Raw genomic sequence first — 15,246 nt, forward strand, 5'->3', positions numbered from 1 at the left:
CAGCAGTTGCACCCGCCCGCCGGGGCGGCTGCAGGATGGAGATAAGGATCGGGCCGCGCGGCGGCCGTTGGGGGATCGCATAGCCCCTCGGGCCTTGGGTGCGCAACCCGCCGAAGCTTGCGCCGGGTCTCAGCCCTTCTCGCCGACCCTTTTTTGCTCCCCGAAGCCCTGGGCTTCGAGGAAGAGGTGGGCGCGGTTCTGGAACTCGTCGGGGCGCTGCTTCACCAGCAGCTCGGAGAAATCGGCGCAGGCGTCGCTCACGGCATCCACCCAGCCCTTTTCGGACTTGGCGAAGTCGTTGAGCACGTAGGCGTGCACCAGCGCCTTGTCGCCGGGATGGCCGATGCCGAGGCGGATGCGCCAGTAATCGTTGCCGCACTGGGCGGTGATGGACCTCAGCCCGTTATGGCCGGCGTTGCCGCCGCCCTTCTTGATCCGCAGCTTGGCGGGGGGCAGGTCCAGCTCGTCGTGGAAGACGAAGATGTGGTCGAGGGGGATCTTGTAGAAGCGCTGGGCTTCGGCGACGGCCCGTCCGCTCTCGTTCATGAAGGTCTCGGGAAAAAGCGCGATGACCTTCTCGCCGGCAATCTCGCCTTCCGCGGCAGCGGACTGGAAGCGGCGCCGCAGGGGGCCGAGACGGTGGCGGCGGCAGATGGCGTCGAGCGCCATGAAGCCCACATTGTGCCGGTTGCCGGCATATTTCGGGCCGGGATTGCCGAGCCCTGCGAACAGGAACATGAGGCGGATCTCCGGCCCGGAAAACGGGGCGCCGCGGCTTTAAGCAAGCGCGGCGCCCGGTACTGGTCAGCGATCAGCTCAGGCCTTCGGCTCTTCCGCCGCCGGCTCTTCCTCGGCGCCCACGGGGGCGACGATGGTGGCGAGCGTGTCGTCACCCTGGCCGGCCCAGCTGGAGCCAGCCGGAAGCTTGAGGGCGGAGAGGTGGAAGGCGTCGCCGAACTCGGCGCCGGTGAGATCGACCTCGATGGCGGCGGGGATGTTCTCCGCATCGCACTCAAGCTCGACGGTGTGGGCAACCACGTTCAGCGTGCCGCCGGCCTTGAGCGCCGGGGAGGCTTCCTGCTTCACGAAGTGCACCGGAACCTCGACCGTCACGGTCGCGCCCTTGGAGACGCGCAGGAAGTCCACGTGAACCGGGAAGTCCTTCACCACGTCCAGCTGGTAGTCGCGCGGGATGACGCGGTGCTTCTTGCCGTCCACGTCCACCTCGAACAGGGTGGTGAGGAAGTGGCCGGCATAGATGATCTTGTTGATCTCGATAAAGTCGAGCGAGATCGTGATGGGGTCCTGCTTCTCGCCGTAGATCACGGCGGGCACACGCCCGGCGCGGCGCTCGGCACGGGCGGCCCCCTTGCCGGCCCGCGGGCGCGCCACAGCCTTCAGTTCCTTGATGGCAGTCATGGCACTTGTCCTAACTTCGATATGGGTCCGAGAATGGCGCGTGATTCACACAGCGGACACACGCCTTCGACCGTCGGCACGCCTCCAGGGGGGCGCATGCCGCGGACGAAGGCGCGCTTATAGCGGCGCCGCGGCGCCAACGCAACAATTGCGGGCGTTTGCGCCCGGCGGGGGGATGCCATGAGGGCTTGGAGCCGCGTCACCAGGGGACGGATCGGATGGGCCAGCGCGCTGCTCGCGCTGACGCTCGCCACGGGTGCGGCTGTTGCCCAGCAGGCCCCGGTCCCGCCCGGCAGGGAGGCGGCGAGTGCAGCCGCCGCGAATGCCCGGATCGCCATGTGGGACGTTCCGGACGTGGACCTCCTGCCCGATGACGATTATGGCCGACTGGTGCGCTACGGTCGCTCGGTGCTGGAGGCGAGCGCACGCCATATCGGGCCGGATGCCGCGGATCCGGCCATGCGGTTCGCCGGCAACAACCTCGCTTGTGCGAACTGCCACCTCGACGCTGGGCTTAAGAAATTCGGCCTGCCGCTGGTTGCGGCGTCCGCGGACTACCCGGCCTATTCCACGCGCACGGGGCAGGTCGCGACCCTGGAGGATCGTCTCGACAATTGCATGATGCGCTCCATGAACGGGCGGCCCATGCCACGGGATGCCCGGCCCATGCAGGCACTGGTGGCTTATCTCCGCGTGCTCTCCTCCGCTTTGCCGAAGGATGCGCGCATCGAGGGTGCGGGGGCTGGGGCCCTTCCGGAGCTTGACCGCGCCGCCGATCCGCAGCGCGGCGCGCGCGTCTACGCGCAGAACTGCGTCTTCTGCCATCGCTCGGGCGGGGAAGGGCTGCGGCGCAATCCGGTGGATGCGAGCTTCGGCTATGGCGTGCCGCCTTTGTGGGGCCCCGACAGCTTCAATGACGGTGCCGGCATGAACCGCCTCATCTCCATCGCCAACTTCGTGCATGACAACATGCCCAATGGTACCGATTGGCTGATGCCGGTCTTGTCCACGGAAGACGCGTGGGATGTGGCGGCCTATGTGGTCAGCCAGCCCCGCCCATCGCGCGAGGCCTTTGCGGCGGACTTTCCGGATTTGCTGGAGAAGCCCGTGGACACGGCCTACGGCCCCTATGCGGACACCTTTCCTCCGAGCCAGCACAAATACGGCCCCTTTGCCCCCATCCGCGCCGAAATCAACCGGCTGAAGGCGACGCGCGGCAACGTGCCCAATCCAAATGCGCGGTAGGGCTTAGCGAGGCGTTGACGACTGGCAGGCGCCGGGCTTGCCCACCGGGGTGCCCTGGCCAAACCAGTTGCCGCACTTGTCGCAGCCGGAAACGGCGATGGCCAGCGCGGCGACGGCGGCGAGACGGATGGCGACGCGCATGACTTCTCCTCGGGAACTCGCGGCAGATTAGGCGATCCGCCGGGGAAGGAAAGGGGCCGCGCCGCCGCGGCCCCTTCTCTCCTCAATAGACGATGACGTGCCGCACCACCTCGCCGCGGTCGAGGCGGTCGAAATTCTCGTTGATGGTTTCGAGCGGCCCGGTGGAGGAAAGCAGGCGGTTCACCGGCAGCTTGCCGCGCTTGTAGAGCGCCATGAAGCGCGGGATGTCGCGCGGCGGCACGCAGCTGCCCATATAGCTGCCCTTGATGGTGCGCTCCTCGGCGACGAGGTGCACGGGCGGCAGCGAGATGCGGGCATTGGGATTGGCGAGGCCGCCCGTTGTGGTGGTGCCGCCGCGGCGGGTGATCTTGTAGGCGAGCTCGAAGGCGGGGGCGGAGCCGGCCATCTCGATGGCGTGGTCCACGCCGCCACGGGTCGCCTCCTTCACCGCCTCCACGATGTCCGCGTCGCTGGCGAGGAAGGTGTCGGTGGCGCCGAGCTGGCGGGCGAGGTCGAGCTTGGCCGGCGACAGATCGAGCGCGACGATCTGGTCTGCGCCCGCCGCCACCGCGCCCATCACCGCGGAAAGGCCCACGCCGCCGAGGCCCACCAGCGCGACGCTCTGGCCCGGCCGCACGCCGGCCGTGTTCACCACCGTGCCGACACCGGTCATCACCGCGCAGCCGAACAAGGCGGCGTCGATGAGCGACATCTCCTTGTCGATCTTGATGATGGAACGGCGCGAGACCACCGCATACTCGCCGTAACCGGCGATGCCGCACAGATGGTAGACGTCGGTCCCGTCGTCGCACCTCAGCCGGCGGCCACCGCCGAGCAGCGTTCCCGCGCCGTTGGAGGCCTGTCCCGGCCCGCACAGTTGCGCCCGGCCTTCCATGCAGGAAGGGCAGGTGCCGCAGGTGGGCACGAAGCTCATTACCACATGGTCGCCGGCATGGAGATCATCGACACCTGCGCCCGTCTCCACCACAACGCCCGCCGCCTCGTGGCCGAGCACCATGGGCAACTGCCGCGGACGGTCGCCATTGATGACGGAGAGGTCCGAATGGCACAGGCCGGCCGCCGCCACCTTGATGAGCACCTCGCCAGCCTGGGGCGGCGCAAGGTGAACCGTTTCAATGGTCAGAGGGCGCGTGTCCGCGTAGGGTTTGCTGACCGGAGACGTGCGCAGGACGGCGGCGCGGATCTGCATCTTTTCCTCCCGATGCTGTTACCGCGTTTTCGGACGCGATGGGGCGGAGCGTCAAGCGCGGGAGGCTGCGCATTTCGCAGGGGAGGCGGCGGCGCTCCTTTCCGGCCGCCTCAGGCGGCCTCCGCCGCCATGCCCGACAGCAGGAGGTCGGCCGTCTGGCCCGCCAGAAGGGCGACGTTGGCGTCCTTGGTGATCATGGCGGCGACGATGGCACCGTCGATCAGCACGCCCAATTGGTGTGCGGCGCCGTTGGGGTCGCGCGCGCCGGCCTCGGCGGCAAGGCGGGTGATGGTCTCCAGCACCACCTTCTTGTGGGCGAGGGCAATCTGGCGCATGCGGTCGTCGGCCTTGTCGTGCTCCGCCACCGCATTGATGAAGGGGCAGCCGAAGAATCGGGCGTCGCCGAACCATTCGCGCAGCACAGGGAAGATGCGGCGCAGACGCATCTGCGCGGTTGCCTCTCCTTTCAGCAATTCGCCGAGAAACCAGTCGCGCCAGGCCGCGCCCTCGCGCTCCAGCACCGCTTCCACCAGCCGCTCCTTGGAGCCGAACGACTTGTAGAGGGTCGCCTTGGCCGTTGCCGCCTCGGCCACTACGGCGTCCACGCCCACGGCATTGATGCCGTGCTGGCAGAACAGCCGCGTCGCAGCCTGGAGGATGCGCTCGCGCGCCTTCGGCTCCGCCTCCCCAACGTCCGGGGCGGCGTGGGGATTGGCCCTGGGGCGGCTTGCCTTCGTGTGCTGCATCGCTTCTCACCAATGTGCCGCTTTCGCGTGCACTCGGACAGACCTGTCTGTTTTCTACAGGCACGAACCGTGCCGAACAAGCGGCGTCAACTTTTCCCGCAGCTCCTTATTTCTCATGAGGAAATGCACTTCTCTTGCAGTCAGTCGTCAGCTTCGGCGGATTTGGCATAGGGCGTGCATAAGACAGACCGGTCTGTCTACACGACCCAAGGAGATCCTGATGACTGCGCCCCAGACCGCACTGACCGGCTGCCTCGCGCCAGAAGCGACCACGGGCTGCCTTGCGCCCATCGACAAGGAGGGCCTCGCCAAGCTGATCGCGGCCGGCAAGGCGGACCCCAAGGTCATCAAGACCCTGAAGTGCAAGACCGTCGCCGAGGGTCGCTTCCGCCACGCCAATTACATCCGCAACCTCGAGCCCTACATCGTCGACGAGCCCCCGGGCTTGCTCGGCGACGACACCGCGCCGAACCCCTCCGAGGCCTCCCTCGCGGCGCTCGGCTCCTGCCTCGCGGTCGGCCTCCACGCCAATGCGGTGCATCGCGGCTGGACCGTGCGGAAGCTCGAACTCCAGCTCGAAGGTGATCTCAACATCACCGCCGTGTGGGGCACGGGCGACGTCAGCGAGAAGCCGGTCGGCTTCACCGACGTGCGCGTGAAAGTCGACATGGAATGCGACGGCGTGCCGAAGGAGGAGGTCGAGGCGCTCATCTCCCACGTCACCAAGTGGTCGCCGGTGGCCAACACCTTCGTCCGGCCGGTGAACCTCGAGGTGGCGCTGGGCTGACCCGCCGACGCCGACCAATCCGGCCGTCTTCGGCCGCATCCCTGCCCGGCGACGGTCCGGGCAGGCTCCCGCCCTCTCCCCATCGAGGATCGCCATGTCGCTGTCTGTGCTGCACACCGCCGTCACCGCCTTGTCGCCGCATGACCTCACTGCGGCCGATCTCGATGCCGGCGTGGCGCTGGACGAGATTGGCAAGATCGCGCGGACCGACCTTTCCGCTTGGGCGCGGGCCATCGACGAGGGCACCTATCCGGCGACGCTGCTGCATCGCTTCGCCGATGCGGGGGCGTTCCGGCTGCATCTCTCTCAGGGGCATCAGCTCGGCAATAGCATCGAAGGCATGTCGCGCGTGTCCGAGGTCTGCGCCGCCACCGGCTTCATGGCCTGGTGCCAGAACACGCTCGTCTGGTACATCATCAATTCCGAGAACGAGGCGCCGCGCGCAAAGTATCTCGCCGCCGTCGCCACGGGTCACGTACTCGGCGGAACCGCACTGTCCAATCCCATGAAGTCCTTCTTCGGCATCGAGACGCTGAAGCTGAAGGGCACGCGGGTGGAGGGCGGCTACAAGGTAAGGGGCATCCTGCCCTGGGTGTCCAACCTCGGCCCCGACCATTTCTTCGGCTGCATCTTCGCCGTGGACGGCGCCGCGCCGGTGATGGCCATCATCGACTGTGCCGAGCCGGCGGTGACGCTGAAGCCCTGCGAGCCGTTCCTCGGCATGGACGGCACCGGCACCTACGCCGTGCAGGTGCGCGACCTGTTCATTCCCGACGACATGGTGCTGGCGCACGACGCTCCGTCCTTCGTGAAGAAGATGCGGGCCGGCTTCATCCTGCTCCAGGCCGGCATGGCCATCGGCCTGATCCGCGATTGCATCGCCATGATGCGCGAGGTGGAGGAGCCGCTCGGCCACGTCAACCGCTATCTCGACGTCCAGCCGGACCAGATGGCCGAGACGCTGGCGGCCATGGAGGCGGAGGTGAAAACCCTCGCCGAGACGCCGTTCGATCCGAGCCCGGACTATTGGCGCCGTGTCGTCTCCGCCCGCCTGCTGGCCGGCGAGAAGAGCGTCGAGGCGGCGCACTACGCCATGCTCCACTGCGGCGCCCGTGGCTATGTGCGCGCCTCGCGCTGCCAGCGGCGCCTGCGCGAGGCCTATTTCGTCGCCATCGTCACGCCGGCCACCAAGCAACTGAAGCTGATGCTGGACCAGATGCCCGCCTGACACCGGCCGCCCGTTTCAAAACATGAGGGGCAAAAGCCCCCGTTGCCTTCCGAAGACGTGTCCTTGCGACCCGCAAGATCCGACCCACCAGAGGGGATCACCATGAGCACAATCCTGATTTCGCCGTCCGATCTGTCCACCCTCATCCTGTCCGAGCCCACGGTCGTCATCGACACCCGCGACCCGGCCAGCTATGCCGCCGGGCACATTCCCGGCGCGGTGAACCTGCACGAGATCTTCACCTTCCTCGCCACCTCGACACCCGAGGGCTACGCCGAGCTTAGGGATAAATTCGCCGACGCCTTCGGCAAGGCCGGCCTCTCCGGCAAGGAGACGGCGGTCATCTACGAACAGTCGATGAATTCCGGCTTCGGCCAGTCCTGCCGTGGCTATTTCCTGCTGACCTTCCTCGGCTATCCCAAGGTGAAGGTGCTGCATGGCGGGTTCGCCGCCTGGACGGCCGCGGACCTTCCCGTTTCCACCGACATGCCCGAGCCCAAGGCCGCCACATTCCCCGTGGACCGGGCCGCCGGCGAACTCATCATCGATGCCGCTGCCATGCTGAAGGCGGTGGAAGACCCGGCCGTCGCGAAGCTCGATGTGCGTGACGTGGACGAGTGGATCGGCGAAAGCTCCTCGCCCTATGGCAAGGATTTCTGTCCGCGCAAGGGCCGCATCCCCGGCGCCAAGTGGATCGAATGGTACCGCATGATGAAGCCCACCGCCGAGGGGCCGCGCTTCAAGTCCTCCGCCGAGATTCTCGCCGAGTGCGCCACCGTGGGCATTTCGCCCGAGACCCCCGTCTATCTCTACTGCTTCAAAGGGGCGCGGGCCTCCAACACCTTCCTCGCGCTGAAAGAGGCGGGGGTGAAGGACGTGAAGATGTATTTTGGCTCCTGGAACGAGTGGTCGCGCGATCCGTCGCTGCCCATCGAGGAGGGGCATCCGGCCGCGGCCCTCGGCTGAACCGAGCCAAAGGAGCCCCGCCGTGTCCGAGATCATCTGCTATTTCAGCCCCCAGTCCGGCTATGCCTATTTGGGACACGGCCGCCTGCGCCAGATCGCGCGCGCGGCGGGCGCCGACATTCTCTGGCGTCCCGTCGATATCCTGAAGGTTTTCGCCGAAGGCGGCTCCACCGCCCCGGCGAAGCAGTCGCCCCAGCGCAATGCCTATCGCAAAGAGGACATCGTGCGCTGGGCCAAGGTGCGCGACATCCCGATAAACACCGAGCCGAAATTCTGGCCCACCGATACGCTGCCCGCCTGCCGTCTCATCGCGGCCGCGCAGATTGAGGGCATCGACCCCGCCGATCTCATCGGCGCGTGCCTCTCCGCCGTGTGGGCGCGCGACATCCAGATTTCCGAGAGGGACAACCTCGTCCGCCTCGCCAATGAGGTGGGGCTGGACGGCGAGAAACTGGCGGACCTTTCCGACAGCGTGGAGGCGGCCGACAAGATCGCGCGCAACACCGCCGCCGCCATTGAGGCGGGCGTGTTCGGCTCGCCCACCTATCTCGTCGATGGCCAGATGTATTTCGGCCAGGACCGGCTGCTGTTCGTCGCCGCCGCGCTGGGTGTCGCGCAGGAAGTCGTCGCGCCGGAGCATCTGTCGTGAGCGCCCCGCTCGTCATCATCGGGGCCGGGCAGGCGGCGGCGCAGGCCGTCACCTCGCTCAAGGCCGAGGGCTATGGGAAGCCCATCATCGTCATCGGCGACGAGCCCTATCTGCCCTACCAGCGCCCACCGCTCTCCAAGGCCTATCTCGGCGGCGAGATGGCCGAGGACCGGCTCGAGCTGAAGGCGCCCGCCTTCTATGCGGAGGCCGGTGCCGAGATTCGCCTCTCCACCCGCGCCGCCCGCATCTTTCCTGCGGGCAGGGAGGTTGAGCTTTCCGATGGCAGCCGGCTCACCTACGGCGCGCTGCTCATCGCCACCGGCACCCGTGCCCGCGCGCTGCCTGTGCCGGGCGCCGACCTGCCCGGCGTCTTCTCCATCCGCAGCATCGACGATGTGAAGCACTTCCGCGCGGCGGCGCAGCCGGGCGCGCGGATGGTCATCATCGGCGGCGGCTATATCGGGCTGGAGACGGCCGCCAAGGCGAAGACGCTCGGGCTCGATGTCACCGTGGTGGAAGGCGCGCCGCGGCTTCTCGCCCGCGTCGCCTGCGCCACCATCTCTGATTTCGCCCGCGACCTGCACGAGGCACACGGCGTCATCGTGCGCACCGGCATCGGCGTCGCCCGCATTCTGGGCACGGATGCCGTTACCGGTGTCGAACTGGCGGACGGCCGCATCCTGAAGGCGGATCTCGTTCTGTCCGCTGTGGGCGCGGTCCCCAATGCAGAAATCGCCGCAGATGCTGGCCTTGCCTTGGAGAACGGCATCCGCGTGGACGCGGCGACCCGCACCAGTGCGCCCAATATCTATGCTGCCGGAGACGTGGCCAGTTTTCCAAGCCGTCTGTACGGCCGGCGTATTCGCCTTGAATCCGTGCAGAATGCGATCGATCAGGCGAAGGCTGCCGCTAAAATCATCTCTGGTAATTACGTTGTATACGATCCCATCCCCTGGTTCTGGTCCGATCAGTATGATGTGAAGCTGCAGATCGCCGGCCTTCTCGACGGCCACGACCGCACCGAATGCGAGGGCGACATCGCCGCCGCGCGCTTCTGCGTCAGGTATTTCGCGGGGGAACGCCTCGTCGCGGTTGCCTCCGTCAACGATCCGAAAAGCCACATGCTGGCGCGCAAGGCGCTCGCCACCCCACCACCCGTGCCCGTTCCCGGGTGAGCGTGGCACGGGCATTGCCCTATCCCAGCGTCACGTTCGCCCGGTCCATCGCAAGCCCTCATGGAGAGCCCTGATGTCGATGTTTTCCAACCCGTTCTCGCTGAAGTCCACGCTGCGCCGCTGCCTGTGCGGGCGGCACGCGAGCGCGGAGGAACATGCGGCAGCGGAGCGTGCTGCGGCGCTCTCCGATGAGGCGCGCTACAAGGAGGTGGTCGCCTCCGGCCTCATGCGGGCGCTTTTCCCGAACGACATGAAGCGCCGCGCTTTCCTGAAGGCCGTGGGCACCTCCACGGCGGCAGCCGCGCTCGCGACCTTCTTCCCGCTCGACGCCGCCACCGAGGCCTTCGCCCAGACCGGCAAGCCGGAGAAGACCGACCTCAAGGTGGGCTTCATCCCCATCACCTGCGCCACGCCCATCATCATGGCCCACCCCATGGGCTTCTATAAGAAGCACGGCCTGAACGTGGAGGTGGTGAAGACTGCCGGCTGGGCGGTGGTGCGCGACAAGACCATCAACAAGGAATACGACGCCGCGCACATGCTGGCGCCCATGCCGCTCGCCATCTCGCAGGGGCTGGGCTCGAACCCGATCCCGTTCGTCGCGGCGGCCATCGAGAACATCAACGGCCAGTCCTTCACGCTCGGCATCAAGCACAAGGACAAGATGGACGTGAAGTCGTGGAAGGGGATGAAGCTCGCCATTCCCTACGACTTCTCCATGCATAACTACCTGCTGCGCTATCTCCTCGCCGAGAACGGGATCGATCCGGACACCGATGTCCAGCTTCGCGTGGTGCCCCCGCCGGAGATGGTGGCCAACCTGCGCGCCGAGAATATCGACGGCTTCCTCGCCCCGGACAACGTGGCCCAGCGCGCCGTGTTCGACGGCGTGGGCTTCATTCACTCCCTGTCCAAGACCATGTGGGACGGCCACCCCTGCTGTTCCTTCGCGGCCAGCAGGGAATTCATCTCCACCATGCCGAATACTTACGCGGCGCTGCTGCGCGCGATCGTGGACGCCACCGGCTATGCCTCGAAGGCGGAGAACCGCAAGGCCATCGCTGAGGCCATCGCGCCGGCTGCCTATCTCAACGCGCCGCCGATCGTGCTGGAGCAGGTGCTGGTGGGCAAGTATGCGGACGGCCTCGGCAACATCAAGGATGACCCCAAGCGCGTCGATTTCGATCCCTTCCCGTGGGATTCCTTCGCCGTGTGGATGCTGACCCAGATGAAGCGCTGGGGCCAGATAAAGGGCGACGTGGATTACACCAAGGTCGCCAACGAGGTGTTCCTCGCCACCGACGCCGCCAAGGTGATGAAGGAGATGGGCCTCACCCCGCCCACCACCACCTCCAAGTCATTCTCTGTCATGGGCAAGGTTTTCGACCCGGCCAAGCCCGCCGAATACGTGAACTCCTTCGCCATCAAGCGGAGCTGATGGGATGAAGAGCCTCGGCGCGCGCGCCGGCCTCCTCTCTGTGCTGCTGTTTGTCGCCTTCTGCGCGCTGTGGCAGATCGCCGTCACCCCGAGCGCAAGCTCGGGGCCGGCGCTCGATCCCGAATATGCCAAGCTGATGGGCATCGCCACCGAGGGCGCAAAGTCGGCCATGCCGGGGCCGCTCGATGTGGCCGGCAAGCTCTGGGACAACCTCAAGCGGCCATTCTACGACAACGGCCCCAACGACAAGGGGCTGGGCCTTCAGCTGCTCTATTCCATCGGCCGGGTGGCGATCGGCTATGGGTTGGCGGTGCTGGTGGCGGTGCCCGTCGGCTTTCTCATCGGCATGTCGCCGCTCGCCTACCGGGCGCTCGATCCCTTCATTCAGGTGCTGAAGCCGATCTCGCCACTCGCCTGGATGCCGCTGGCCCTCTACACCATCAAGGACTCTTCCCTCTCTGCCATCTTCGTCATCTTCATCTGCTCGGTGTGGCCCATGCTCATCAACACCGCCTTCGGTGTGGGGGCGGTGCGCAAGGAGTGGCTGAACGTGGCGCGCACGCTGGAGGTGGGCCCATGGCGGCGCGCCTTCACGGTGATCCTGCCGGCGGCGGCGCCCACCATTCTCACCGGTATGCGCATCTCCATCGGCATCGCCTGGCTGGTGATCGTGGCGGCGGAGATGCTCGTGGGCGGCACCGGCATCGGTTACTTCGTCTGGAACGAGTGGAACAACCTCTCCATCGCCAATGTGATCGTCGGGATCCTGCTCATCGGCGTCGTCGGCATGGTGCTCGACCTCATTCTCGCGCGCTTCCAGAAGCGCGTGACCTTTCCGGAGTGAGGGGCATGGAGAACGCCAAGACCGAGAACGCCAAGACCGAGATCGATCCCAAATTCATCTCCATCGAGGGCATCGCCCGGCGCTATCCGGCGGCGGGCGGCGGGTCCACAACCATTTTCGAGGATCTCTGGCTGCCGGTGCCGCGGGGCGAGTTCGTCTGCATCATCGGCCATTCCGGCTGCGGCAAGACGAGCGTGCTCAATATCCTCGCCGGGCTGGAGGAGCCGTCCGACGGCGTGGTGGTGGTGGATGGCCAGGCCATTTCCGGCCCGAGCCTCGACCGCGCCGTGATCTTCCAGGGCCATGCGCTGCTCCCGTGGAAGAGCGTCATCGGCAATGTGGGCTATGCCGTCTCCTCCCGCTGGCGCAAGGCGGGACGTGGCGAGGTGGAGGAGCGCGCGCGCCGCTTCATTGATCTCGTCGGCCTCAGGGGCAACGAGCTGAAGCGGCCGGCGGAACTCTCCGGCGGCATGCGCCAGCGGGTGGGCATCGCCCGCGCGCTGTCCATCGAGCCGAAGATCCTGCTCATGGACGAGCCCTTCTCGGCGCTGGATGCCCTCACCCGCGGCACGCTTCAGGACGAGGTGCGGCGCATCTGCAAGTCCACGGGGCAGACCGTGGTCATGATCACCCACGACGTGGACGAGGCCATCTACCTCGCCGACAAGATCGTGCTCATGACCAACGGTCCGGACGCCATGATTGCCGAGGTGGTGGAGAACCCGCTGCCCATGGAGCGCGCCCGCGACACCATCCACCGGGAAGAGGACTACTACGCGGTGCGCAATCACCTCGTCGACTTCCTCGTCTCCCGCAGCCGCACGTTCAAGGCGGAGATGCCTGCGGGCTACGACCGCCGCCACCCGCCCCGGGTGCGTCTCGGCCGCCAGCCGGAGCCCGCGCTCGCGCCGGCCAACACCATTCCCTTCCCCGCCATCGCCAAGGCGCGGGACTGACTCTCTTTCGACCGATCCCAAGCGGAGACCATAAGAAGATGAAGCGCGAGCAACTGACCGAGAAGATCCTCGACATCAAGCGCGAGAAGGGCTGGACCTGGAAATACATCTGCGAAGAGATCGGCGGCATGTCGCCCGTGCTCGTGGTCGGCGCGCTGCTGGGCCAGATGAAGCTGGTGAAGCCGCTGGCGAAGAAGGCCGCCGAGCTGTTCGGCCTCTCCGAGGTGGAGGAGCGGATGCTCAACGAGGTGCCCATGCGCGGCGCCGGCACGCCCATGCCCCCCACCGATCCGCTGATCTACCGCTTCTACGAGCTGGTGATGGTGAACGGCCCGGCGTGGAAGGCGTTGATAGAGGAGGAGTTCGGCGACGGCATCATGTCCGCCATCGACTTCAACATGGAGATGGTGCGCGAGCCCAACCCCAAGGGCGACCGCGTGCAGATCACCATGTCCGGCAAGTTCCTGCCCTACAAATATTACGGCAACGAACAGGGCATCCCCGAGTACGGTTTCAAGGAAAGCTGAGCCGGCGCCACGTCACGCAGGCAAAGAAAAACCCCGCCGGGCGACCGGCGGGGTTTTTTGTTCAGGGGTGGCAGGGCCTGTCCTATTCGTTGAACAGCACCGGCTGCTCGGGCGCGGGCGCCTCAGCGGCGGCCTCGGTGCCTTCGCCGGCCCGGGTGCGGAAGCGACGACGGCGGGGACGCGGGGCGTCCGCCGCCTCGGCGGCTTCCGCGCTTTCCTCGCGCGGCGCATCGGCAGCGATCTTGGGTTCGGCCTTCGGTTCTGCCTTGGCCTCAGCCTTCGGTTCGGCCTTGGGCTCACGGGGCTCGGCCTTCGGCTCGCTCTTCGCCTCGGCCTTCATTTCGGCCTTCGTTTCGACCTTGGGCTCGGGGCGCTCCTTGGTCACGGCCGGAGCGCCGGTGATGAAGGACGGTAGACCGAGATCCTGCTCCTCGGCGCGGGGCGCGCGCGGCGGACGGGGCTGCTCGATCTCCTCGCTGCGCGGCGCGCGATGCAGACGCGGCTGGTCGGTGTCGTCGGTGCGGGGCGCACGCGCCGCGCGGGGCACAAAACCATCGCCGTTGTCGTCGCGGTTGCGGCGGCGGAACTCGCGCGGCTCGCGCTGTTCCCTTGGCTCGCGCTGTTCGCGCTGTTCACGGGGCTCGCGCTGGTCGCGTGGGTCGCGGTTGTCGCGCGGCTCGCGGTTCTCTCGCGGCTCCCGATTGTCGCGCGCCTCGCGGGGCTGATAGCCCTCGTCTTCATCCCGATTGCGGCGGAAGTTGCCCTGCCGGTTGTCCCGCTGGCCACGATCGTCCCGCTGGCCACGATCGTCCCGCTGGCCACGATCGTCCCGCTGGCCACGGTCGTCCCGCTGGCCACGGTCATCCCGCTGGCCACGGTCATCCCGCTGGCCTCGCTCGTCGCGGTTGCCTCGCTCGTCGCGGTTGCCGCGATCGTCCCGCTGGCCGCGTCCCTGATAGGGCTGCTCGTCGCGGACATAAGGCTGCTCGTTGCGGCCGCCATAGGGCTGGGGCGCGTCGAGAGAGGACATGTCGTCCATCTCATCATCGTCGCCCTCGTCATCGCGGCCGAAGCCGTTCGCCGGGGCGAACTGGCCCTGCAACGAGGCGATGAGGCGAAGATAGTGTTCCGCATGCTGGAAATAGTTCTCGGCAGCCACATGGTCGCCGGAGGCCTGGGCGTCACGGGCGAGCTGCTGGTACTTCTCCGCAATGTGGTGGGCCGTTCCGCGCACCTTCACATCCGGGCCGTTCGACTCATACACCCGCGTCAAAGGGTTTGAGCTGCGCCGGTTGTTGTTGCGGCCGCGCATGCGCTTCTGCTGACCATTTCTCATATGGATCAATCTCTACTCGCCCGGCGTTCACGCCGCCGTCTGCGCCCGGCCGCATCGCGCCGGTACAATCCGCATATCCCGCCGGGCTTCCCGCTCCGGCGGCGCGCGCCTCATGAAACGAACCTGCGGAGGCCCCTCCGTCTGGAGAAAAACGCCGCGGCACGCTGCTCTGTGCGCAGGACAACACCGTCAGTTCCGCGGAAGCCGCCTGCGCCGGCATCCGCGCTGGATCAAAGCGAAAATCGTCAAGAAGTCCGGATCAGTCCGATCATCGAGCCCCGTTCCGTGCCCCCAGCACGGGTGCCGCCGCACGAAATGCCGCAACCCGCGATCCCGTCGTTCGAGACCTCATCGCCATCCGCCTCAGCGGCAAAGACGCCATCGCATGAGAAGCCACGGCCATTCCGAAGGTTGCGCGTGTTCAACACCGTGAACCGATCCAACCGCAGGATGCTTGCATGAGCAGCACCATCGCGCGCTCGACGCTCTCGCATCCCCAGCGACCGAAACATCCGTTTGAGATTTCGGAAGCCCGCATCAGCCCTCTGGACCAATGCTCCGGTTCGATTCCTGCGACTG

General features: G+C 66.9%; 16 protein-coding genes. 10 read left to right on the forward strand and 6 right to left on the reverse strand.

The features are described 5' to 3' along the window. Positions 1-129: 129 nt before the first annotated feature. Positions 130-738 carry an aminoacyl-tRNA hydrolase gene (gene pth / locus V5F63_RS03350; protein WP_209487702.1) on the reverse strand — a complete coding sequence of 203 codons (609 nt, stop codon included), beginning with the start codon at positions 736-738 and terminating at the stop codon, positions 130-132. A gap of 78 nt (positions 739-816) precedes the next feature. Further along, positions 817-1,419, reverse strand: coding sequence for a 50S ribosomal protein L25/general stress protein Ctc (locus tag V5F63_RS03355; RefSeq protein ID WP_209487703.1), 603 nt, complete (start codon positions 1,417-1,419; stop codon positions 817-819). A 180-nt stretch (positions 1,420-1,599) separates the two neighbouring features. Here V5F63_RS03355 and V5F63_RS03360 point away from each other — a divergent pair, with 180 nt between their 5' ends. Then, positions 1,600-2,664: a c-type cytochrome gene (locus tag V5F63_RS03360; RefSeq protein WP_394029474.1), complete on the forward strand. Its 1,065-nt coding sequence runs from the start codon at positions 1,600-1,602 to the stop codon at positions 2,662-2,664. Between the two features lie 3 nt (positions 2,665-2,667). Here V5F63_RS03360 and V5F63_RS03365 read toward each other — a convergent pair whose 3' ends face one another. From V5F63_RS03365 to V5F63_RS03375, 3 genes are all read right to left on the reverse strand, one after another. Then, positions 2,668-2,805 carry a hypothetical protein gene (locus V5F63_RS03365; RefSeq protein ID WP_168462333.1) on the reverse strand — a complete coding sequence of 46 codons (138 nt, stop codon included), beginning with the start codon at positions 2,803-2,805 and terminating at the stop codon, positions 2,668-2,670. Positions 2,806-2,887: 82 nt separating this feature from the next. Continuing rightward, entirely contained in the window at positions 2,888-4,015 is a 1,128-nt protein-coding gene (locus V5F63_RS03370) for a zinc-dependent alcohol dehydrogenase family protein (RefSeq protein ID WP_394101573.1), read from the reverse strand. A gap of 110 nt (positions 4,016-4,125) precedes the next feature. Further along, the gene (locus V5F63_RS03375) at positions 4,126-4,761 is read right to left on the reverse strand and encodes a TetR/AcrR family transcriptional regulator (RefSeq protein ID WP_209487706.1); all 636 of its coding nucleotides are present in this window, start codon (positions 4,759-4,761) and stop codon (positions 4,126-4,128) included. A 220-nt stretch (positions 4,762-4,981) separates the two neighbouring features. On the opposite strand from V5F63_RS03375, the gene V5F63_RS03380 reads away from it, so the two are divergent. From V5F63_RS03380 to cynS, 9 genes are all read left to right on the forward strand, one after another. Beyond that, entirely contained in the window at positions 4,982-5,548 is a 567-nt protein-coding gene (locus tag V5F63_RS03380) for an OsmC family protein (protein ID WP_051678987.1), read from the forward strand. Positions 5,549-5,642: 94 nt separating this feature from the next. Continuing rightward, positions 5,643-6,776: an acyl-CoA dehydrogenase family protein gene (locus V5F63_RS03385; RefSeq protein ID WP_394101574.1), complete on the forward strand. Its 1,134-nt coding sequence runs from the start codon at positions 5,643-5,645 to the stop codon at positions 6,774-6,776. Positions 6,777-6,878: 102 nt separating this feature from the next. Next, complete coding sequence (locus tag V5F63_RS03390) at positions 6,879-7,742, forward strand: sulfurtransferase (protein ID WP_209487708.1); 864 nt, start codon at positions 6,879-6,881, stop codon at positions 7,740-7,742. A 22-nt stretch (positions 7,743-7,764) separates the two neighbouring features. Next, the gene (locus V5F63_RS03395) at positions 7,765-8,391 is read left to right on the forward strand and encodes a 2-hydroxychromene-2-carboxylate isomerase (RefSeq protein WP_394101575.1); all 627 of its coding nucleotides are present in this window, start codon (positions 7,765-7,767) and stop codon (positions 8,389-8,391) included. Beyond that, positions 8,388-9,566 (forward strand): NAD(P)/FAD-dependent oxidoreductase, encoded by a 1,179-nt coding sequence (locus V5F63_RS03400; protein ID WP_394101576.1) that lies wholly within the window; start codon positions 8,388-8,390, stop codon positions 9,564-9,566. Before V5F63_RS03395 ends, V5F63_RS03400 begins: the two co-directional genes overlap by 4 nt. Positions 9,567-9,639: 73 nt before the next feature. Further along, on the forward strand, positions 9,640-11,004 hold the full coding sequence (locus tag V5F63_RS03405; protein ID WP_394029470.1) for a CmpA/NrtA family ABC transporter substrate-binding protein: 1,365 nt from the start codon (positions 9,640-9,642) through the stop codon (positions 11,002-11,004). A gap of 4 nt (positions 11,005-11,008) precedes the next feature. Then, the gene (gene ntrB / locus V5F63_RS03410) at positions 11,009-11,848 is read left to right on the forward strand and encodes a nitrate ABC transporter permease (RefSeq protein ID WP_394101577.1); all 840 of its coding nucleotides are present in this window, start codon (positions 11,009-11,011) and stop codon (positions 11,846-11,848) included. Positions 11,849-11,853: 5 nt separating this feature from the next. Further along, the gene (locus V5F63_RS03415) at positions 11,854-12,804 is read left to right on the forward strand and encodes an ABC transporter ATP-binding protein (protein ID WP_394029468.1); all 951 of its coding nucleotides are present in this window, start codon (positions 11,854-11,856) and stop codon (positions 12,802-12,804) included. A 38-nt stretch (positions 12,805-12,842) separates the two neighbouring features. Then, complete coding sequence (gene cynS, locus V5F63_RS03420; protein WP_394101578.1) at positions 12,843-13,331, forward strand: cyanase; 489 nt, start codon at positions 12,843-12,845, stop codon at positions 13,329-13,331. 82 nt (positions 13,332-13,413) lie between these two features. Here cynS and V5F63_RS03425 read toward each other — a convergent pair whose 3' ends face one another. Further along, positions 13,414-14,667 carry a DUF4167 domain-containing protein gene (locus tag V5F63_RS03425; protein WP_394101579.1) on the reverse strand — a complete coding sequence of 418 codons (1,254 nt, stop codon included), beginning with the start codon at positions 14,665-14,667 and terminating at the stop codon, positions 13,414-13,416. Between the last annotated feature and the right edge of the window lie 579 nt (positions 14,668-15,246).

It is taken from the genome of Xanthobacter wiegelii, from assembly GCF_043193855.2.
Lineage (GTDB): Bacteria > Pseudomonadota > Alphaproteobacteria > Rhizobiales > Xanthobacteraceae > Xanthobacter > Xanthobacter flavus_A.

Bases quoted from the DNA above. Each gene is read 5' to 3' on its own strand.
- pth (WP_209487702.1), bottom strand. From the start codon at position 738: ATGTTCCTGTTCGCAGGGCTCGGCAATCCCGGCCCGAAATATGCCGGC.
- V5F63_RS03355 (WP_209487703.1), bottom strand. From the start codon at position 1,419: ATGACTGCCATCAAGGAACTGAAGGCTGTGGCGCGCCCGCGGGCCGGC.
- V5F63_RS03360 (WP_394029474.1), top strand. From the start codon at position 1,600: ATGAGGGCTTGGAGCCGCGTCACCAGGGGACGGATCGGATGGGCCAGC.
- V5F63_RS03365 (WP_168462333.1), bottom strand. From the start codon at position 2,805: ATGCGCGTCGCCATCCGTCTCGCCGCCGTCGCCGCGCTGGCCATCGCC.
- V5F63_RS03370 (WP_394101573.1), bottom strand. From the start codon at position 4,015: ATGCAGATCCGCGCCGCCGTCCTGCGCACGTCTCCGGTCAGCAAACCC.
- V5F63_RS03375 (WP_209487706.1), bottom strand. From the start codon at position 4,761: ATGCAGCACACGAAGGCAAGCCGCCCCAGGGCCAATCCCCACGCCGCC.
- V5F63_RS03380 (WP_051678987.1), top strand. From the start codon at position 4,982: ATGACTGCGCCCCAGACCGCACTGACCGGCTGCCTCGCGCCAGAAGCG.
- V5F63_RS03385 (WP_394101574.1), top strand. From the start codon at position 5,643: ATGTCGCTGTCTGTGCTGCACACCGCCGTCACCGCCTTGTCGCCGCAT.
- V5F63_RS03390 (WP_209487708.1), top strand. From the start codon at position 6,879: ATGAGCACAATCCTGATTTCGCCGTCCGATCTGTCCACCCTCATCCTG.
- V5F63_RS03405 (WP_394029470.1), top strand. From the start codon at position 9,640: ATGTCGATGTTTTCCAACCCGTTCTCGCTGAAGTCCACGCTGCGCCGC.
- ntrB (WP_394101577.1), top strand. From the start codon at position 11,009: ATGAAGAGCCTCGGCGCGCGCGCCGGCCTCCTCTCTGTGCTGCTGTTT.
- V5F63_RS03415 (WP_394029468.1), top strand. From the start codon at position 11,854: ATGGAGAACGCCAAGACCGAGAACGCCAAGACCGAGATCGATCCCAAA.
- cynS (WP_394101578.1), top strand. From the start codon at position 12,843: ATGAAGCGCGAGCAACTGACCGAGAAGATCCTCGACATCAAGCGCGAG.
- V5F63_RS03425 (WP_394101579.1), bottom strand. From the start codon at position 14,667: ATGAGAAATGGTCAGCAGAAGCGCATGCGCGGCCGCAACAACAACCGG.